This window comes from Tessaracoccus rhinocerotis, from assembly GCF_007197885.1.
In the GTDB taxonomy this organism is placed as follows: domain Bacteria; phylum Actinomycetota; class Actinomycetes; order Propionibacteriales; family Propionibacteriaceae; genus Arachnia; species Arachnia rhinocerotis.
The window spans coordinates 367,941-386,258 of the sequence record NZ_VKKG01000003.1 but is presented as its reverse complement, the minus strand read 5'-3'; the positions used below and the strand labels follow the sequence as shown (position 1 = coordinate 386,258).

Sequence of the window (18,318 nt, the reverse complement as noted above, 5' to 3'; positions counted from 1 at the left end):
AGGGCGTGAGCATCCTGGACTTCGCCAAGAGCATCGACGCCGAACTCGTGGCCCTGCGCCGCGAACTGCACCAGATCCCGGAGGTGGGACTGCAACTGCCGCAGACCCAGGCCCGGATCCTGCAGGCGCTGGAGGACCTCCCGCTCGAGATCACGCTGGGCAAGTCCCTCACGAGCGTGGTGGCGGTGCTGCGCGGGGCGATCCCCACCGACGGCAAGCGTCCGGTCGTGCTCCTGCGCGGCGACATGGACGCCCTGCCCGTCGAGGAGGCCACCGGCCTGGAGTACGCCTCCACCAACGGCGCCATGCACGCCTGCGGCCACGACCTGCACATGAGCATCCTCGTCGGCGCCGCCCGCGCCCTCTGTGAGGTGCAGGACCAGCTCGCCGGCGACGTCGTGTTCATGTTCCAGCCGGGCGAGGAGGGCGTCGACGGCTGCCGCTACATGCTCGAGGAGGGGTTGCTCGACGTCGCGGGCCAGCGCCCCGACCACGCCTACGCCATCCACGTGTGGAGCTCGCAGGAGCCGCACGGCACGTTCTCCACCAAGCCCGGCCCCGTGATGGCGTCCTCCGACGTGGCCCGGGTCCGCGTCGTCGGCTCCGGCACCCACGGCTCCACGCCGCACCTGGGCAAGGACCCGGTCCCGGCGCTGGCCGAGATGGTCACCGCCACGAACGCGCTGGTCACGCGTGAGTTCAGCATCCACGACCCGGTGGTGGTCACCACCGGCCTGCTGCAGGCCGGCACCATCGCCAACGTCATCCCGGAGGACGGCCGCCTCGAGGCGACGCTGCGCACGTTCTCCGACGAGGCCCACGCCAAGCTGCTCGAGCGCATCCCCCAACTGTTCGAGGGCATCGCACAGGCACACGGCGTCAAGGCCGAGTACAGCCTGCTGGAGCAGTACCCCGTCACCATCAACGACCCCGACGAGGCGGACCACGTCGCCGCCACCGTCGCCGAGTTGTTCGGCCCCGGACGCCACAACCGCTGGGACAAGCCCCTGGCCGGTGCGGAGGACTTCTCGCGCATCCTGCAGGTGACGCCCGGCTGCTTCATCGGCCTGGCGGCCACTCCTCCGGACGCCGACCCGGACACCGCGCCCTTCAACCACTCCGCCTACGCCCGCTTCGACGACGGCGTGGTGGCCGACGGCGCGGCGCTGCTGGCCGAACTGGCGCGCGGCCGCCTGACATGAGGCCGTGTCGCCGGGCCGGAGGCGCCAGACTCGCTGACGGCCTGGTTTCCGACGATGCAAAAAGTCCGCTCCGAAACGCTTCTGGCCCCTCCTGCGGCGGTCGCGAACCCGACGGGCGTCCAACCTGCAGGCGCCACTGGGAGCGCGAGCGAGCTGACTTGATAACGAATTGGCTGCGATCGTGCCCAATCGGTTGACCGGTAACATCACAGCACGTTAGCCTTTCGTTTCGTAGCCAAACGATTGCTGAATTTACAACGTATACCTGGACCCACAGTGGTGTGAGTCAGGGCCCAACGATCGCTGACACCGAGGCAGCGACCCAGCACCGAGGAGGGGCATGACATGACGAGGCTTCTATATTCCAAACGCCTCGCGCCGTACCTCTTCATCGCACCGTTCCTGCTGACGCTGGTCATCTTCTGGCTCTACCCGGTCGCCCAGTCAGTCGTGATGAGCTTCCAGGAGGTCCTCTACGGCCAGGCCTCATACGTCGGAACCGCGAACTACGAGCGGCTCTGGCGCGACCAGGTCTTCTGGAAGGCGATGTACAACAGCCTCCGGTACATGGTGCTCACGCTCGTGCTGCTGGTCACGATCCCGCTGCTGCTCGCAGTGGCGATCAACACCAGGATCGGCAGCGCCAAGCTGAAGAACTTCTTCAAGGCCTCGCTGTTCGTACCCGCCCTGACGTCCGTCGTTGTCGCCGGCATCATCTTCCGCCTGATGTTCTCCGAGAGCGAGAGCGGCATGATGAACCAGATCGCCGACTTCTTCAGCTTCGGCCCGGTCAGGTGGCTGCGCAACGACCTCACCGGGCTGGCGGCACTGCTGCTCCTGGCGCTGTGGCGCTGGACGGGTGTCAACACCATGTACTTCCTCGCCGGCCTGCAGGCCATCCCCGAGGAGCACTACGAGGCCGCGTCCATCGACGGCGCCAGCGCCCTCCAGAAGTTCCTGTTCGTGACGCTGCCGGGCATCAAGCCCACGATCGTCTACGTCGTCACGATCAGCGTCTACGGCGGCCTGGCGATGTTCCTCGAGAGCTTCATGCTGTACGCCGGCAACTCCTCGCCCAACAACCAGGGCCTCACGATCGTCGGCTACCTCTACCGCAAGGGGATCCAGGAGAACGACTTGGGCTTCGCCTCCGCCGTGGGCGTGGTGCTCCTCGTGGTCGTCCTCGCCATCAACCTCACGCAACTCACGGCTTCCGGCACCTTCAAGAAGGAGGCCTGACATGACCACACAAGTGGCCAAGAACCAACAGCTGCCCGAGGACTCGGAGATCGTGCTCAGGAAGATGCCGCGCCACCGCGTCGCATCGATCGTGCAGGGCGTGTTCCTCCTCGTCATCGCACTCATCTCCCTGGTGCCCATCGCCGCCATCGTCATCGGCACCTTCCAGGACGGTGGGGAGATCATCCGAAACGGCATCTCCTTCGCCGTCGATCCTGCAGACCTGAGCTTCGACAACTACGTGATGCTCTTCACCGACTCGGGGCTCTACTTCCGGTGGTTCTGGAACAGCCTGATCCTGACGGTGGTGCAGGTGGCCGGAACCCTGCTCGTCAGCTCCTTCGTCGCCTACGGTTTCGCGATGTACGACTTCCGGGGCAAGAACCTCGGCTTCATCCTCGTGCTGATCATGATGACGATCCCGTTCGAGATGCTCATGCTCCCCCTCTACGTGCAGGTGAACACGTTCGGCGCCGCGGACCAGTACTGGATCGTGGTGCTGCCCTTCCTGGCGGCGGCCGTCACCATCTTCTTCTTCCGCCAGTACTTCATCGGGATCCCACGCGAGCTCCTCGAGGCCGGCCGCGTCGACGGGGTGTCCGAGTTCGGCATCTTCTTCCGGATCATCGTCCCCATCGCGAAGCCCGCCTTCGCGGCCATGGGAATCCTCAACGGAATGATGGTGTGGAACAACTTCCTGTGGCCGCTGCTCGTGCTGCGCTCGGCCGAGAAGTTCACCCTCCCCATCGGCCTGAACACGTTGCTCACCCCGTACGGGAACAACTACGAACTGCTCATCATCGGCGCCTTCTTCTCGCTGGTCCCGATCCTGCTGCTGTTCCTCGCCTTCCAGAGATTCTTCATCGAAGGCATGACCGCTGGCTCCCTCAAGGGCTAGCCGCAACACCCACCAAGAAACCCACACACAAAGGAGTGGACCATGAGAATCCGAAGGTTGGCAGCCGCAGGCGCTGCACTCGGCCTATCCATCACCGCGCTCGCAGCATGCGGGGGCGAAACAACCACGGGCGAGACATCGCCCGCCGAGGGTGAGGTGGTGACCGGCGCCCCGGCGCCAGAGGATGCCACCAAACTCAGCATGTGGGTCTTCGCTGAGCTCCACGCAGCCGTCTACGACGAGATGGCGATCCAGTGGAACGAGGAGAACCCCGACAAGGCGATCGACCTCGACATCACCGTCTACCCGTACCAGGACATGCACGACAAGCTCCTCCTGGCCGCCAACGCCGGCGAGGGCATGCCCGACCTCGTCGACATCGAGGTCAACAAGTTCTCCAACTTCGTCAAGGGCGACAACCCGCCCCTGGCGGACCTGAGCGCCGCCGCGGAACCCTACATCGACGACGTCGTCCAGGCCCGCCTCGACCTGTACAGCCGAAACGACAAGATCTACGGCTACCCGACGCACGTGGGTGCGTTCGTCGCCTTCTACAACGAGGAACTCCTCGAGGCCGAAGGCATCGACTACACCACGATCAAGACGTGGGACGACTTCAAGGAAGCCGGCGTCAAGTACCACGACGCGACGGGCAAGTCCTTCGGCACCGCCAACACGGGCGTGTGGTTCGTCGAGCCGCTCGTGGTCGCCCAGAACGGTGGACAGGTGTTCGAGGATGACGGCATGGGCGCCGTCGCCGTGAACAGCCCCGAGTCCGTCGAAGCCATGGAGATCCTCGCCGACATGGAGCAGGCAGGCGCCCTCAGCACGATCGCGGGCGGCAGCCCCGACGCGGAGGAGGCCTACGGCGTCATCAACAACGGCGACTTCGCGGCCATCGTCTACCCGGCCTGGTACACCTCCAGGTTCGTCGACTACATGCCCGACCTGGCCGGCAAGATCGCGATCGCCCCGGCCCCGCAGATCGAGGGCTCCGACACCCTGACCATCGGTGGCGGTGGCACCGGTACCGCCGTGTCCGCATCCTCGCCCAACCTCGAACTCGCCACCGAGTTCAATGCCTTCGCGAAGCTCTCGCTGCCCGCCAACGTCGCGGTCTGGGAAGTCCTTGGCTTCGACCCGGTGAACATGTCCGTCTGGGAGGACGAGGCAGTCACCCACAACCCTGACAACAAGTTCAACCAGTACTTCACGACGAACCTGTTCGACGTCCTGAACTCCGTCAAGGACGGCATCGGCCACTTCGAGTCCTTCTCGAACCCGAACCTGCCGGCCGTCGACAACTGGTTCCGCACCGTCACCCTCAATGAGATCTACGAGAATGACGTCCCGGTCCAGGAGGCGCTCGACCAGGCCCAGACCGACCTGGAGAACGAGATCGGCTGACCACCTGCCCCGAGCGGGCCAACAGCCACAACGAAGGGCGGCCGGGATGCGAACTGCATCCCGGCCGCCCCCTTCGTTCCTCAGGCCTTGAAGCGGACCAGGTTGTTGAACACCCACTCCCAGCGCTGCTGGTAGTCGTAGCGGCCGTGGCCCAGCGGCTCAGCCTGGACCACCTTGCTCCAGATGTAGCTGCGGCAACCGTTGCGGCCCGTCGCAGGGGTGTCGCACTCGGTACGCCACGTGCGGCCCTCCGACGACGTCCACGTCCCGGTCACTCCCAGGGGGTTGCCGACCCACGCCTGGCGCGTCATCAGCGGCAGGTAGGTGAGGTTGTTGAAGTGCCAGCCGTGCTTGTGGACGTAGGCGCCGCCTTCGAAGACCACCTGCGTGGCCCAGATGTCGGTGGTGCACCGCATCGTCTGCGAGTACGGCTCGCACTGCGTGAACCACTCACGACCATTCACCGAGTGGTAGCCCGGCGTGGTGTAGAGATCACCCGGAGGCAGGGTGGGTGCCGGCGAGGACGACGGATCCACGGTCGGCTGCGAGCTCGGAGACGGCGACGGCGTCGCGGAAGGAACCTCCGACGGTTCGTCACTAGGGTCTTCCGATTCGCCGACCCGTTTGATGCTCTGGCCATTTCTGGAACTCCGTTGTTGAAGAGCGGGGACTCGTCCGAACCTAGACTGTTAGCGCTGACATTGGACGTGGACCGGCCAGATCGCGCGCTGCGGCTGCGCACTTGTCCGTGTCTCGTTGCCCGAACGACCGGATAGGCTGTCGGCTGCAGGAGGTGACATGACCCAGGACGTACACACGCCACAGCCGGCGGTGCCGCAGCAACAGCCGCCGCCGCTGCAGTCACGGCAGCCGGCGAAGCAGATCGCCACGCTGCCGCCGTTGCAGCACCTGAGCGACGAGGTCCCGCCGAGCCCACGCACCGGCGAACCGCTGCGCCCGGCGCTCGTGCTGATCGCCATGGTCGCGTTCCTTGCTTCGGCGGCAGCCACCGCCGTCACCTACGGCCACCACTGGTGGCTGGCCGTGCATCCGGAGACCTACGCGGGCTCGGCACGGCTCGTGCAATGGGTGGAACCGGAGCCCGGCAAGTGGCTCGCCCTGACCTTGGAGGGCGCTCTGGCCGCCGTCGCCGCGCTGGTCGCGGGCGCGACGGGCGCCGTCGGCTTCCAGGCTTGGAACGGCTGGCGCTGGAGCCGCTGGGCCGGCCCCGTGGCGGTGCTCCTGAGCGGGGCCGTCGCGCTGTTGTTCGCCTGGCCCGGCCTGGTCGCCGTCGGTCTGTCCGTCGTCGGCGCCGTGCTGCTGTTCATGCCTCCGGTCACCGAGTTCTTCCGCCGCTTCGAGGTGCATCGCGGCAAGCGCCCGCCCGCGTACCGGCGTCCGCAGCAGGTCTTCTACGGCCGGCTGCCGCGCTACCGCTGAGTAGACTGCGCTGCCATGGCCCGCAACCAGTTGATCAACGCCGGACTCCGACTTGTCCAGGACATGGTGTCCCGGGCGCTGAAGCAGCAACAGCGCAAGGGTCGCCGCCGCGACGACGACCGACGCGACGAGCGGCGCGAAGACCGTCGCCAGCAGGCCTCCGACGCGTATCCCGGTGACTTCACCGGCCGCCCCGAGATCGTCTACGCCCCGCGCAGGGACGCCGAGGCCGATCCCGGCGAGGTGGTGTGGACCTGGGTCCCCTACGAGGAGGACCCGTCGCAGGGCAAGGACCGCCCCGCGCTGGTCATCGGGCGGGACGGGCAGTGGCTGCTCGTACTGCAGGTCACCTCACAGGACCACGACCGCGACGCCGCACAGGAGGCGTCCGTGGGCAGGTATTGGACCGACATCGGCACCGGCGAGTGGGACAACCACGGTCGCCCCAGCGAGGTGCGCGTGAACCGGATCATCCGGATCGACCCCGACAAGGTGCGACGCATCGGCGCCATCCTCGACGAGGGCACGTTCAACCACGTGCGCCAAGAGGTCCTCAAGCACTACTGAGCCCCGCACCCCCGCCCCCTTAGGATGCTGGCGTGCCCCTGATCCGCGAGTTCCTCGCCCTGACCCGCGCCATGCTCGGGCTCTGGGTGCGTCACCTCCCGCGCATCGGCACCTGGCTGCTGCTGGGGTGGCTGCTCTACTCGGTCTGCCTGCTGAGCTCGGCGCTGGTCGGCACCCGGTGGGCGCCGCTGGGCGCGATCCTGTTCGTGGTCGGCGTCACCTTCAACGTCCTCGGCGTGGTCTTCGCCATCCACGAACTGAAGCCCGGTATCCGCAGCATCCGGCAGATCCGCGAGCGCGGCCGAGGTGAGCTGGAGCACGTTCCGGAGCCGGTGTTCTCCGACGAGCGGCGGGTCGACGTCGCGGTGCTCACGATCGGTCCCGTCCTCGCCGTCTACGCGGTCTGGGGCGTGATCGACGGCATGATCCGCGACGGATTCCTGTGGAACACCGTCATCCGCTCGATGTGGAACGCGACGGAGTGGTCGATCAGCCGCAACCCGGACCGGTTCTGGAGCTACCTCGGGATGGGGGTGGCCGCGCTGGTGGGCCGGATGGTCTGGGCGCGATTGTTCCGCAAGCGTTCCTCACCGTGGTGGCGGGTGCCGGTGATCTTCCTCGAGGGCCTGTGGACCTTCGCCACGTTCTTCATCATCCTGATCGGCGCCGAGCAGGCCGTCATCTGGGTCCGGCAGCGACGGTTCTGGCGCGAGGGGGAGACCGCCTGGTACAGGTTCCTCGAGCAGCTCCCCGAGATCCGGCTCCCGTTCGACATGACCCTCCCCCAGGCCCTGAAGCAGCTCACGATCTGGCTGGACGGGTCCGTGCTGCCCGGGCTGTGGGACGGCATCGCGCTGCCGCTGATGTGGCTGGCGATCGTCGCCATCGTCTTCGGCTGGCGCGAGTTCCGCGCCCGGGACCTACTGGGCCAGCACGTCCGGGCACGCACCGAGCTGCTCGAGGAGGCCCACGGTGACTTCATGGCGACGCTGGGGCGCCTGTTCAACGTCGTCACCGCCGACCTGCGGGACAAGTACCTGCCACTGGTCTACGCGTTCAAGCTGGTCTGGAAGTCCGGCCCCTACGTGCTGGGCTCGTACCTGGTTCTCACGGCGCTGCTGAACTGGGGCGTCGTGGAGTTCCACACCGCCCTGTTCCGCATCTTCGCCGCGGACACCGAGGCCAACATCCTGCGCTCGTTCATCTGGCTCGAGGCGCTGCGGGAAATGGTGGCGCTCTCCCTGCTCACGTGCCTCTACGCCGCCGCCTTCGACCGGGGGCTGGCCGACGCCTCCGGCCTGGTCGACGAGGGCCGGGAGACCGAGTGGGCCGCACCCGAGCCGGGCCGACGGCTCGACCAGCCGCAGGCGTGAGTCACTCGCCGAAGGTCCAGTAACCCCGGTCGTCGGTGTAGTAGGGCTCCACCCGCACGACGAAACCGGCCACCATGGAGCGCGGCACCACGAAGACCTCGTGGGAGACGAAGGTGTCCCCGACGCCGATGCCCTCGCGCTGCTCCCCGTGCTGGCAGTCCGTCCCCTCGGCGCCCGCGAGGCCGATGCCGGTCAGGCCCAGCTCCTCGCCGTCGGCGTTGAAGAGCTTGAACTCGCACCCCATGTTCTCGTCCTGTTCGACCAGCACCTCGACGGTGAACCTGGCCTGGACGTAGTGCATCCCGTCCGGCGGATACTCCGAGCGCGTCGGGTCCCAGGCCGACGGCATGGCGTCGTGGAGCTCCAGGCCGTCGAAACGCAGCCGGAAGCCGTGGTCGGACAGGTCGGCCCATTCGCCGACCGTGCTGTGACCGAGGTGCTCGGGCTCGCGCATCTCCACCAGGAACTGGCCGACGGAGACGGAGAAGACGGCGAACGTGCAGGCCAGCACGGCCAGCGCCGTCCACCAGCGCCAGAGCCCGCGGTCCCGCACCGGCTGCACGGGGGCGCTCATCGTCGCGGCACCACGGTGTTGGCGGGGACCTCGAAGGACCCCACGACGGTGGGCTCGACGACGTCGAAGCGCAGGCGCGGCCACATCGGCTGGATGCCGTCGCGGCGCTGGCCGTGGAAGCTGACGAAGGCCCCGTCGACCTTGTCCTCGGGCACCTCGAACAGGTAGTTGACGGTGGTCGTCTGGCCGACGTGTGCCACGGTGAGGGTGGGGAACGGGTAGGGCGCGATGGCGGCGTAGGTGTAGCCGTCGGGGGTGACGAGTTCCGTGGTCGAGAGCAGCGTCCGGTTGAAGGGGGTCACGCGGGCGCGCATGACCACGAACACGTAGTCGGTGACGAGCCTGGACACCTCGCCGTACGCGTCGGTGTGGGTGAGCTCGTCGGCGAGCCAGAAGCCGCGCTGTTCGACGACGTAGTCCGGATGCGTGCCCACGCCGGACTCGTCGGGCAGGACGTCGTACTCGCTGGGGGTGTACGGCGGCGTCGCGGTGCGCACGAGCCCCACCAGCAGCAGGCTCAAGACGCCCGCGACGATCGCCGAGACCCTCCTCACTGCTCCTCCTCCGGGAGGTGGCGGACCTCAATCGGGACATTCGCGACAACCTCACCCGCCGCCGGCTCCGGAGCGGTCAGGAGGTTCTCCCGGATCTCCTGGTCCAGCACGATCACCCTCGCCGCGAAGTCCTCCGTGGGAGGGTCGGTGATCTCGTTGTACTCGTAGTCGAAGTGGCAGATCGCACCGGTGCTGACCAGCGGGTTGAAGGTGGTGCGCGTGTGGAAGTCGCAGTACGTGGTGCCGAGGACCTCGCCGGTCTCCTCGATCCGGATCAGCACGATCTCGGATGTCAGCTGTGTGGTGTGGCGCTCGGTCTTGTTGGTGACGTTGAGCTTCGCGCTGATCTTCGTCTCCCCCGGCTCGACGTAGGCGTCGATGACCTCGACGTCCCAGAACCGGGTCTCGATGCTCTCGCCCAACTCCGCCTGCGGGCCGAGGTACGGGGTGGCCTTGCCGTCGAAGCCGCCCAGCAGCCATGTCACGCCCACGGCGACGAGCACCAGGGCAGCCAGCCCACCCCAGATGACGAGCCGACGACGCGGGCGCGGCCGGGCCGCAGCTTCCGGCGGGGCCGGGGGTAGGGGCGGGGCGGTGGTCGACACGGCTCACAGATTAGGTGATGGGGGTGTCGCGCGCCCGGTGGCCGGGCGGAGTGGAGCGGGCGACGGGAATCGAACCCGCGTGTCCAGCTTGGGAAGCTGGCGCTCTACCATTGAGCTACGCCCGCGACGGCGTCGTCGACAGCTTAGCCGAACCCGGCCGGACAGCGCGATTCAGCACGCCCAACCAATTGGGGACCGCTATCCTTTACCCAGTGAATGCCAAGTCGCGAGGCCTCGTCCGGACCCGGAGTCCGTTGATGAGACGTGCACAGGCCCACGACGCCTCGCATTTCCTCCTGATCCCCGAGGAGATCGCCACGCCGTCGTCGGCGGGCGACGTCGCACTGCTGTTCGCGGAGGCCCGCCACAACCGTCGACACATCACGTTCCGCTCAGGGGGCACGAGTCTCTCCGGCCAGGCGCAGACCGAAGACCTGCTGGTGGACACGCGCAAGGAGTTCCGCGAGATCGAGGTGCTGGACGACGGCGCCCGTGTGCGCGTCGGCCCGGGCGCGACGCTGCGCCACGTCAACGCCGTGCTCGCCCGGCACGGGCGCAAGCTGGGGCCCGACCCGGCCAGCGAGATCGCCGCGACCATCGGCGGCGTCGTGGCGAACAATTCCAGCGGCATGCTCTGCGGCACCCGCGACAACACCTACGCAACGCTCGAGTCGCTGGTGTTCGTGCTGCCCAGCGGCCGCATCGTGGACACCTCGGACCCGGACGCGGACATCGTCCTGCGGCTCCACGAGCCGACGCTGGTCAACGGGCTGCTGATGCTGCGCCGCCGCATCCGCAGCAACCCGGAGACCGAGGCCGAGGTGCGGCGGCAGTTCGCCATGAAGAACACGATGGGCTACGGCGTCAACGCGCTGCTGGACTTCCACCGCCCCATCGACATCGCCCGCCACCTGCTGATCGGCAGCGAGGGCACCCTCGCCTTCGTCGCCTCCGCGACCTTCAGGACCTTGCCGCTGAAGCAGCACGCCGCCACCGGCCTCGCCGTGTTCCCCAGCCTTGAGTCGGCCACGGAGGCACTCCCCGCCCTGGTCGCGGCGGGTTTCGACGCGATCGAGTTGATGGACGCTACGTCGCTGCGGGTGGCCCAGGAACTGCCGGAGGCCACCGCCGAGCTGCGCGAACTCGAGGTCGTCGACCACACCGCGCTGCTGCTCGAGATGCAGGACGAGGCCGCCGACGCCCTGGCCGGGCGCGTCACCGCCACCACCGACCTGCTTGCCGCCCTGCCCGTGACGAAGCCCGTCGAGCTGACCGGTGACGGGCCCACCCGCGCCGCGCTCTGGAAGATCCGCAAGGGCCTCTACACCACCGTCGCCGGCAACCGCCCGATCGGTGCGGCGGCGCTGCTGGAGGACATCGCCGTGCCCGTGGAGCGGCTGGCCGAGACCTGCCGCCGGCTGACCGCACTTTTCGCCAAGCACGGTTACGAGGCCTCGGTCATCTTCGGGCATGCCCGCGACGGCAACCTCCACTTCATGCTCAACGAGCACTTCGACGACCCGGCCTCGCTGCGCCGCTTCCGCCGGTTCACGCGTGACCTGGTGCGGATGGTGCTGGCAGCCGGCGGCACGCTGAAGGCGGAGCACGGCACCGGTCGCGTGATGGCGCCGTTCGTGCACGAACAGTACGGCGACGAGCTGTTCGAGATCATGCGCGAGATCAAGAGCCTGTTCGACCCGACGAACATGCTCAACCCGGGCGTCCTGATCACCACCGACCGCGCCGCCCACACCCGGCACCTGAAGCTTCAGCCGACGGTGGAGCCCGAGGTGGACACGTGCGTCGAGTGCGGCTACTGCGAACCGGCGTGCCCCTCGCGCGACCTCACCCTCACCCCGCGCCAACGCATCGTGCTGCGCCGTGAACTGGCCGCCAACCCCGACGACGAGGAACTGGCCGAGGCCGTCGCGGAGTCCTACGACTACGCCAACAACCAGACCTGCGCCGTCGACGGCATGTGCGGGGTGAGCTGCCCGCTGGGCATCAACACCGGGGACCTGGTCCGCCGCCTCCGCGAGGAGCAGGCCACCCCCGGCGAGCAGCGCGCCTGGAAGGCGGCCGCGAAGTCCTGGGGGACGGTCACCAAGCTGGGCGGCAAGGCGATGACCACGGCCCGGCACAGCGGCCCGCTCGCGGGGATCGCCACCAAGCTCGGGCGCAGGGCGCTCGGGGCCGACGTCGTGCCCTCCTATGACTCGGGACTCCCCTCCGGCGGCAAGCGGATCCGACGACGCCCCGCGCGCAGGGAGGTGGGTCGCGACGTCGCCGTCGCCGCCTACTTCCCCGCCTGCATCCAGACGATGTTCGGCTCCGAGGGCCAGGGCGTGTACCGCGCCTTCGAGGAGCTGTGCACCCGCGCCGGCGTCCCCGTGCGCCTGATGGACGCCGAGGGACTGTGCTGCGGGACGCCGTGGAAGTCGAAGGGTCTGGTCGAGGGCCTGGTGGTGATGCAGGACAAGGTGCGCTCCCGCCTGACGGAGGAGGCACCCACCACCATCGTGTGCGACGCCTCGAGCTGCACCGAGGGCCTGCGACGGATGGCCGAACGGGTCAAGGACGTCCACGTCGTCGACATCCTCGAGTTCGCGCGCGTCCACCTGCTGCCGCAACTGACCGTGACCGCGCCGATCGACTCGATCGTGCTCCACCCCACCTGCTCCACCAACCAGCTGGGCCTGGACGGCCACATGGTGGCGATCGCCGAGTTCATCAGTCCCGACGTGACGGTCCCGACGGCGTGGGGCTGCTGCGGCTTCGCCGGCGACCGCGGCCTGCTGCACCCGGAGCTGACCGCCTCGGCGACGGCGGCGGAGGCCGAGGAGGTGGGCCGACGCGAGTACGCGGCCTACGCATCGGCGAACCGGACCTGCGAGATCGGGATGACGCGCGCCACCGGCAACGACTACGTGCACGTCGTGGAACTGCTCGCCAGGGCCACGCGTCCGGCGCAACCCTGACCCTTCCCTGAAGTCCCCCGGCCGGCGGGTTGGCGGCCCCGACCACCACCTACACTCGAGGGGTGAACGCCAAGACCTTCTCGCACCTGCGCTGCGCCGACGAGGACCGGGAGCTGGTGGCCCGAGTCCTGAACAACGCCTACGCGGACGGTCGGCTGACGTTCGAGGAGCATGACGAGCGCATCAGCAACGCCTACAACGCCAAGACCTTCGGGGAGCTCGACGACCTCACCATCGACCTCATCCCCGGCGCGCAGCCCGGGCAGTTGCGGGCGCAGCACCAGCCGCTGCCGCAGCCGCCGCAGCCCGCAGGCCTCGCCGCCTACGACCATCCCAACTCCCCCGTGCCCCCACCGCGCATCGGGGCGCCGACGTCGGCCGACACCTTCACCGGCGGCCGCGCCATCCTCTCGAACTACCATCCCGAGAAGGGCCTCGTGATGCCCGCGTACAGCGAGCTGGTCTCGGTGCTGGGCGACGTCCGCGTCGACCTGGTCGACGCCGTCTTCACGCAGCGCGAGATCACCATCCGCGCAACGGCCGTGCTGGGCGAGATCCGCATCCGCATCCCCGCCGGCGTGCGCGTGGTCAGCAACATCACCAACGTCATCGGCGAATACAAGTGCGACGGGGCGATCCCCACCGACGACGGCGTCGTGCTCCGGATCGAGGGCGCCACCATCCTGGGCGACGTCAAGGTGCTCGGCCCGGGCATCAGGAAGGCCCGCAAGTACGATAACTTCGTGTGATGCCCGACTCTGATCCGCTGTTCCGCCCACCGGGCGTCGAGTGGCGGGCGCTCTCGCCGAATTACCTGAAGCTGAAGATGCTGATGATCTTCATCACGTGGCCGATCCTGATCGCTGTGGTGGTGATCCCCCTCGCACTATGGGCACCCGGGCCGACCTGGTGGATCGTCCTCGCGGTGCTGCTGGTGATCTGGCTGTGGCGGATCCTGCGACAGCCGCGTGCGGCCCGACGGTGGGGCTACGCCGAGACCGACGTGGACATCTACATCACCCACGGCCTGGCCTGGCGCCAGCTGACCGGCGTCCCCTACGGCCGCATGCAACTGGTGAACGTGCAGTCCGGACCGATCGAGCGCTCGTTCGACCTTGCCAGCGTGGAGCTGGTGACCTCCTCCACCAGCGGAACGATCACCATCCCCGGTCTCAGCCGGGAGGACGCAGCAGCCCTGCGCGACCGGCTGATGGAGCGGGGAGAGCTCCTGCAGGCCGGGATCTGATGAGCCACGACTCCGAGTCCTGGCCGCCGCCCGCTCCCGACGACTGGGCACCGCCTCAGGCTCCCGAGCACTGGCCGCCGCCGGGCGCGCAGTCCGGCCCACCGCCCGTGACTCCACCGGCGCCCAAGCTTGGCCGGGCCGTCGAGCGGCCGCACCCCCTCACCGGCGTCGCCAAGAGCTGGATCGCGCTGTTCGGCCTGGTGTTCGTGGTGGGGCGCGAGCTGATCGAGAACGGGTTCGAGGCCGTCCGCGACTTCGGTCCCGGCATCTGGATCTTCACCGGTCTGGCCCTGCTGGTGGTGCTGCTCACGGGCATCTGGGGCGTCATCGAGTGGCGCACCACGACGTTCGTCGCGGACGAGGACGAGTTCCGCATCGAGCGCAACTTCCTCTCGCGGGAGTCCAGCCGCATCAGCTACGCAAAGATCCAGGCCGTGGACATCGAGCGCTCGCTCGCGGCCCGGCTGCTCGGGCTGGCGAGCGTGCAGATCGACGTCGGCGGCGCGGGCGGGCAGAAGATCGAGTTCCTGAGCCGGGAGCGCGCCGAATCGCTGCGCGACGAGCTCCTCCGGCGGATGCGCAGCCTCGCCCGGCACACCGACGTCGAGGTCCCTGCGGTCGCCTCCGACCATGCGGTTCCCGGCGGAACCGCGGTCGTGCAGGGCCAGGGGCCGGGCGCGCCCCCGGCCCAGCCGGTGCTGGAACAGGTGATAGCCATGTCCGCGGGCACACTGCTGCTGGGGCTGTTCGTCTCCTCGTTCCTGCCATGGCTGCTCGGCGGGATCGCCTTCCTCGTCGTGATGCTGGTTGTGGGTGAGGGCTTCAGCATCGCCGCCGTCTTCGGCGTGGTGTTCGGTGTCGGCGGCTACCTGTGGTCGCAGATCGTGTCCAACTGGAACTTCACGCTCACGCAGGTCCCCGATGGCCTACACATCCGGCGCGGGCTGTTCACGAAGGTCTCCAAGAGCCTGAAGGCCGACCGCATCCAGGCGGTCTCGGTCCACCAGGACTACCTGCAGCGGCTGACCGGTCTCTACCGGGTGCGGGTGACCGTCCTCGGGTTCAGCGGGGTCGGCGAGGGTGGCGAACGCAGCGACATGGTGCTGCCCTACGGCCGCTGGGAGGACGTGCGCCGGGTGTTGGCCGCGTTCTGGCCCGGCATCAACCTGGACACGATCCCGCTCACCGGGCAACCCGACCGCGCCCGCTGGCTGACGCCGCTGGGCTTCAAACGGCACCTCTGGGGCGTGGACGAGCACACGCTGGTCGCGCACCACGGTTGGCTCGACCACACCATCAGCCTCGTCCCCCACCGCCGGATGCAGTCGATCGGCATCACGCAAGGACCGCTGCAGCGTCGCCTCCGCCTGGCCACGGCCGCCATCCACACCACCGACGGCCCGGTGAACATGGAGGTCTACCACCTGGACGCGCAGGTGGCCCGCGAGTTCTTCGATTCCCAGGTCGAGCGTGCCCGCGTGGCGCGTGAGACACCCGGCGAGCCGAGCTACCTGACGGGATTCGCTCCCCCGGGCGTCGGGGAACCCACCGACTCGGACCCGGGCGAGGACCTTGACGATCGCCACTCCTACGGTCCTCCGGCGGCACCTCCGGGCTCGTCTCGCTGAACCCAGCGGAGGGGCAAGTACCCAAGGCGCTGATTCTGCGACCCGGAACCGATCCCGAAACGATTCACACTTGCTCCTGCGGGTTTCCGGGTCGAAGAATCAGCAGGTTGTCCTCGAGCCTCCTGTCTCAGGCGATGTGCCAGTCCCCGGTGTCGTCCCTTGCCGCACTCATCACCCCCAGCGCGAGTGGGGCGGCCGTCCAATCCGCGGCCAGCACCCGTTGGACGAGGCCCACCATCGAGTCCAGGGTCTCGAAACTGAACCGGACCACTGTCCAACCCGCGGTGACCAGGTCGTTCTGGCGATCGTTGTCGGAAACACGGTCCGCGATGGAGTGGAAGGTCCAGCCGTCCAGTTCCACGATCAGTCGCGCCTCGGGGAACGCGATGTCCGCGAAGTAGACCCTGTCCCCCACCTCGATCCGGTGGTTGGCCTCCCAACCAGTCACCTTCGCTGCTCGCAACAGGACGTGCGCGTCCCGCTCGAGGGGTGACCACGGCTCATCCATGGACTCGGCCATGCGGAGGGCCCGCAGCGGGTTCCCGCGGAGGCGTTTCGGGAAGCAGGCCAGCGCCTCGTTGAGGTGCGCGAGGCTCAGCCCACGCCGCAACGCCTCGAACACGGCATCGCGGTGTCCTGCACCCGCCAGCTGCAACGCGGAGCACTCCGGGGATGCCAGGCGCAGCCCGTCGGCGTTCTCGGCGACGAGCTCGTCGGGCACCGGCTGCGCGGTCGGCCTCAACCAGGCGGTCGCCTTCCGCTTGCTCCTGGAGGACACGCGCACCAGCGGATCCGAGAGCTCCGACCACCAACTCAGCCGGGCGGCGGTGCTCCCCACGAAGATCGCGTCCGGATCCCACTTGCGGGTGGCGGCAACCCGGAGCTCAAAGGTCTCCTCGATGTCGCTCCAGCGGTGGACGCCGGGCAGCATGCGCACCAGGCGCTCGTCGCGCAGCAACCGGTCGATCGTGCCACCGGACCGCGGCAGTTCCCTGCGCACGACAAGCGGATGGCACCTGAGTGGATGTTCCATGCCCACACTCTGGGAATCCGGAGCGGCCGTCGGTCATTGTCCACAGCGGTCACCGCCGGACCCCGCTGAGAACTGCACCCGGAACGGAAATCGAAGCGCGTTTGAAACGCTCCATTTTCGATGCGAGTTCCATTCTCAGCGGGTCAGTCCTGTGACCCGACCTGGCGAGTAGCGTGGCCGCATGGGAACCGAGAACAGCGCCCCTCCCACCATCACCGCCATCACCCTCGGCGTGCGTGACGTCGAGGCGTCGCGCGCCTTCTACGTGGACGGCCTCGGGTTCGAGCTGGTCAACCAGGTGCCGGGCGAGATCGCGTTCGTCCGCAGCGGCCACGGGCAGGTGCTCGCTCTCTGGAACGTCGCCAGCATGCCCGGCGAGTACGGGGACGTCGGCCACGGCCCGCAGGCGCCGCCGATGTCGCTGGGCCACAACACCCCAAGCGCCGAGGAGGTTCGCGTCCTCCACGAGAGGGCCCTGGCCGCGGGCGCGACGTCGATCTCCGAGCCGCAGACCCGCGAATGGGGTGGCACCAGCGCCTGCGTGGCCGACCCGGACGGGTTCCGCTGGGACTTCGTGCACAACCCCAGCTTCTCCGTCGACGACGAGGGCCGAGCATCCATCTGACCCAACGGGGGCTCCGCCGTCGAGCCCGGCTTGATAGAGCGCTCTCTCACGCTCAGTGCGTAGGTGGGATCCCCGCGCGGGAACCGGTCCCGTGCCGCTACGCTTGTCCACCATGAGCATCATTCTTGGCATCGACGTCGGAGGATCGGGCATCAAGGGCGCCCCGGTCGACCTGGAGAAGGGCGACTTCGCAGCCGACCGACTCCGCATCGCCACGCCGGAGAAGTCGACGCCCCAGAACGTCGCCGCCGTCATCGCCGAGATCATCGCCAACTTCTCCGACACCATCGGCGACGCACCGGTGGGCCTCACCATCCCGGCCCCCGTGGTGCACGGCCGGGTGCCGTTCATCGCGAACCTGCACAAGTCCTGGACCGGCCTGGAGGCGGAGAAGTTCTTCGCCGACGAACTCGGACGCCACGTGACCATCGTCAACGACGCCGACGGCGCGGGCTTGGCGGAGGTCAACTTCGGAGCCGCCAAGGGCCACCCCGGCCTGGTGATCCTGACCACCCTGGGCACCGGCATCGGCTCCGCGATGATCTACCGCGGCACGCTCATCCCGAACGCCGAACTCGGCCACCTCGAGATCGACGGCTTCGACGCCGAGAAGCGCGCCGCCTCCTCCATCAAGGAGAAGGAGGGGCTCTCCTACCCGAAGTGGGCCAAGCGCCTCCAGCGCTACTACAGCCACGTCGAGATGCTGTTCTCCCCCGACCTGTTCGTGGTGGGCGGCGGCGTGTCCAAGGACAGCGACCAGTTCCTCCCACTGCTGGAACTGCGCACGCCCATCGTGCCCGCGAAGATGCGCAACCGGGCCGGCATCATCGGCGCCGCACTGGCCGCCCGTGACGCCCTGGCACACCCGGACCCACTGCACGCAGCCGACCTGGAGGCCGCACCGTCGAAGGCGAAGAAGAAGCCCGTCTGAGACGCCCGGGACCGCGGT

The 18,318-nt window shown here is 68.4% G+C and carries 18 protein-coding genes and 1 tRNA gene; 13 read left to right on the top strand and 6 right to left on the bottom strand.

Going from position 1 to position 18,318, the window contains the following annotated elements; translation table 11 throughout:
- The first annotated feature begins 5 nt into the window (after positions 1–5).
- The 4 genes from FOJ82_RS09875 (at position 6) to FOJ82_RS09860 (ending at position 4,746) form a co-directional block, all read left to right on the top strand.
- On the top strand, positions 6–1,202 hold the full coding sequence (locus tag FOJ82_RS09875; RefSeq protein ID WP_143938301.1) for a M20 metallopeptidase family protein: 1,197 nt from the start codon (positions 6–8) through the stop codon (positions 1,200–1,202).
- A gap of 345 nt (positions 1,203–1,547) precedes the next feature.
- Complete coding sequence (locus FOJ82_RS09870; protein ID WP_143938300.1) at positions 1,548–2,441, top strand: carbohydrate ABC transporter permease; 894 nt, start codon at positions 1,548–1,550, stop codon at positions 2,439–2,441.
- A 1-nt stretch (position 2,442) separates the two neighbouring features.
- Positions 2,443–3,339: a carbohydrate ABC transporter permease gene (locus tag FOJ82_RS09865; RefSeq protein WP_246099827.1), complete on the top strand. Its 897-nt coding sequence runs from the start codon at positions 2,443–2,445 to the stop codon at positions 3,337–3,339.
- 42 nt (positions 3,340–3,381) lie between these two features.
- Positions 3,382–4,746, top strand: coding sequence for an ABC transporter substrate-binding protein (locus FOJ82_RS09860; protein ID WP_143938299.1), 1,365 nt, complete (start codon positions 3,382–3,384; stop codon positions 4,744–4,746).
- Positions 4,747–4,826: 80 nt separating this feature from the next.
- Here FOJ82_RS09860 and FOJ82_RS09855 read toward each other — a convergent pair whose 3' ends face one another.
- Positions 4,827–5,282, bottom strand: a complete 456-nt coding sequence (locus FOJ82_RS09855; RefSeq protein WP_143938298.1) for a hypothetical protein — start codon at positions 5,280–5,282, stop codon at positions 4,827–4,829.
- 262 nt (positions 5,283–5,544) lie between these two features.
- Here FOJ82_RS09855 and FOJ82_RS09850 point away from each other — a divergent pair, with 262 nt between their 5' ends.
- Genes FOJ82_RS09850 through FOJ82_RS09840 form a run of 3 tightly spaced genes read left to right on the top strand, consistent with a single transcriptional unit; the run spans position 5,545 to position 8,126 of the window.
- Positions 5,545–6,186, top strand: a complete 642-nt coding sequence (locus FOJ82_RS09850) for a hypothetical protein (RefSeq protein ID WP_143938297.1) — start codon at positions 5,545–5,547, stop codon at positions 6,184–6,186.
- Between the two features lie 15 nt (positions 6,187–6,201).
- Positions 6,202–6,753, top strand: coding sequence for a type II toxin-antitoxin system PemK/MazF family toxin (locus FOJ82_RS09845; RefSeq protein WP_143938296.1), 552 nt, complete (start codon positions 6,202–6,204; stop codon positions 6,751–6,753).
- Positions 6,754–6,785: 32 nt separating this feature from the next.
- Entirely contained in the window at positions 6,786–8,126 is a 1,341-nt protein-coding gene (locus FOJ82_RS09840) for a hypothetical protein (RefSeq protein WP_143938295.1), read from the top strand.
- A 1-nt stretch (position 8,127) separates the two neighbouring features.
- On the opposite strand, the gene FOJ82_RS16220 is transcribed toward FOJ82_RS09840, so the two are convergent.
- From FOJ82_RS16220 to FOJ82_RS09820, 4 genes are all read right to left on the bottom strand, one after another.
- On the bottom strand, positions 8,128–8,700 hold the full coding sequence (locus FOJ82_RS16220) for a hypothetical protein (RefSeq protein ID WP_185975717.1): 573 nt from the start codon (positions 8,698–8,700) through the stop codon (positions 8,128–8,130).
- Entirely contained in the window at positions 8,697–9,254 is a 558-nt protein-coding gene (locus tag FOJ82_RS09830; RefSeq protein WP_143938294.1) for a hypothetical protein, read from the bottom strand. The genes FOJ82_RS16220 and FOJ82_RS09830 overlap by 4 nt, the downstream gene beginning before the upstream one ends.
- The gene (locus FOJ82_RS09825) at positions 9,251–9,859 is read right to left on the bottom strand and encodes a hypothetical protein (protein ID WP_143938293.1); all 609 of its coding nucleotides are present in this window, start codon (positions 9,857–9,859) and stop codon (positions 9,251–9,253) included. The genes FOJ82_RS09830 and FOJ82_RS09825 overlap by 4 nt, the downstream gene beginning before the upstream one ends.
- A gap of 51 nt (positions 9,860–9,910) precedes the next feature.
- Positions 9,911–9,984 (bottom strand) — tRNA-Gly (locus tag FOJ82_RS09820).
- A 132-nt stretch (positions 9,985–10,116) separates the two neighbouring features.
- Between FOJ82_RS09820 and FOJ82_RS09815 the strand changes: the two genes are divergently transcribed.
- From FOJ82_RS09815 to FOJ82_RS09800, 4 genes are all read left to right on the top strand, one after another.
- Positions 10,117–12,837 (top strand): FAD-binding and (Fe-S)-binding domain-containing protein, encoded by a 2,721-nt coding sequence (locus FOJ82_RS09815; RefSeq protein ID WP_143938292.1) that lies wholly within the window; start codon positions 10,117–10,119, stop codon positions 12,835–12,837.
- 62 nt (positions 12,838–12,899) lie between these two features.
- Positions 12,900–13,586, top strand: a complete 687-nt coding sequence (locus FOJ82_RS09810; RefSeq protein ID WP_185975716.1) for a DUF1707 SHOCT-like domain-containing protein — start codon at positions 12,900–12,902, stop codon at positions 13,584–13,586.
- Complete coding sequence (locus FOJ82_RS09805) at positions 13,586–14,083, top strand: PH domain-containing protein (protein ID WP_143938290.1); 498 nt, start codon at positions 13,586–13,588, stop codon at positions 14,081–14,083. Before FOJ82_RS09810 ends, FOJ82_RS09805 begins: the two co-directional genes overlap by 1 nt.
- The gene (locus FOJ82_RS09800; RefSeq protein ID WP_143938289.1) at positions 14,083–15,711 is read left to right on the top strand and encodes a PH domain-containing protein; all 1,629 of its coding nucleotides are present in this window, start codon (positions 14,083–14,085) and stop codon (positions 15,709–15,711) included. The genes FOJ82_RS09805 and FOJ82_RS09800 overlap by 1 nt, the downstream gene beginning before the upstream one ends.
- A 127-nt stretch (positions 15,712–15,838) precedes the next feature.
- Here FOJ82_RS09800 and FOJ82_RS09795 read toward each other — a convergent pair whose 3' ends face one another.
- Positions 15,839–16,744 carry an endonuclease domain-containing protein gene (locus tag FOJ82_RS09795; RefSeq protein ID WP_143938288.1) on the bottom strand — a complete coding sequence of 302 codons (906 nt, stop codon included), beginning with the start codon at positions 16,742–16,744 and terminating at the stop codon, positions 15,839–15,841.
- A 181-nt stretch (positions 16,745–16,925) separates the two neighbouring features.
- Here FOJ82_RS09795 and FOJ82_RS09790 point away from each other — a divergent pair, with 181 nt between their 5' ends.
- Positions 16,926–17,369, top strand: coding sequence for a VOC family protein (locus FOJ82_RS09790; RefSeq protein ID WP_143938287.1), 444 nt, complete (start codon positions 16,926–16,928; stop codon positions 17,367–17,369).
- A 55-nt stretch (positions 17,370–17,424) separates the two neighbouring features.
- On the top strand, positions 17,425–18,300 hold the full coding sequence (gene ppgK, locus FOJ82_RS09785) for a polyphosphate--glucose phosphotransferase (RefSeq protein WP_281279937.1): 876 nt from the start codon (positions 17,425–17,427) through the stop codon (positions 18,298–18,300).
- The last annotated feature ends 18 nt before the right edge of the window (positions 18,301–18,318 follow it).

What these genes read in the sequence shown, in the direction of transcription:
- FOJ82_RS09805 (WP_143938290.1), top strand. Translation starts at nt 13,586, where the DNA reads ATGCCCGACTCTGATCCGCTGTTCCGCCCACCGGGCGTCGAGTGGCGG.
- FOJ82_RS09800 (WP_143938289.1), top strand. Translation starts at nt 14,083, where the DNA reads ATGAGCCACGACTCCGAGTCCTGGCCGCCGCCCGCTCCCGACGACTGG.
- FOJ82_RS09790 (WP_143938287.1), top strand. Translation starts at nt 16,926, where the DNA reads ATGGGAACCGAGAACAGCGCCCCTCCCACCATCACCGCCATCACCCTC.
- FOJ82_RS09870 (WP_143938300.1), top strand. Translation starts at nt 1,548, where the DNA reads ATGACGAGGCTTCTATATTCCAAACGCCTCGCGCCGTACCTCTTCATC.
- FOJ82_RS09795 (WP_143938288.1), bottom strand. Translation starts at nt 16,744, where the DNA reads ATGGAACATCCACTCAGGTGCCATCCGCTTGTCGTGCGCAGGGAACTG.
- FOJ82_RS09865 (WP_246099827.1), top strand. Translation starts at nt 2,443, where the DNA reads ATGACCACACAAGTGGCCAAGAACCAACAGCTGCCCGAGGACTCGGAG.
- FOJ82_RS09815 (WP_143938292.1), top strand. Translation starts at nt 10,117, where the DNA reads ATGAGACGTGCACAGGCCCACGACGCCTCGCATTTCCTCCTGATCCCC.
- FOJ82_RS09850 (WP_143938297.1), top strand. Translation starts at nt 5,545, where the DNA reads ATGACCCAGGACGTACACACGCCACAGCCGGCGGTGCCGCAGCAACAG.
- FOJ82_RS09845 (WP_143938296.1), top strand. Translation starts at nt 6,202, where the DNA reads ATGGCCCGCAACCAGTTGATCAACGCCGGACTCCGACTTGTCCAGGAC.
- FOJ82_RS09860 (WP_143938299.1), top strand. Translation starts at nt 3,382, where the DNA reads ATGAGAATCCGAAGGTTGGCAGCCGCAGGCGCTGCACTCGGCCTATCC.
- FOJ82_RS16220 (WP_185975717.1), bottom strand. Translation starts at nt 8,700, where the DNA reads ATGAGCGCCCCCGTGCAGCCGGTGCGGGACCGCGGGCTCTGGCGCTGG.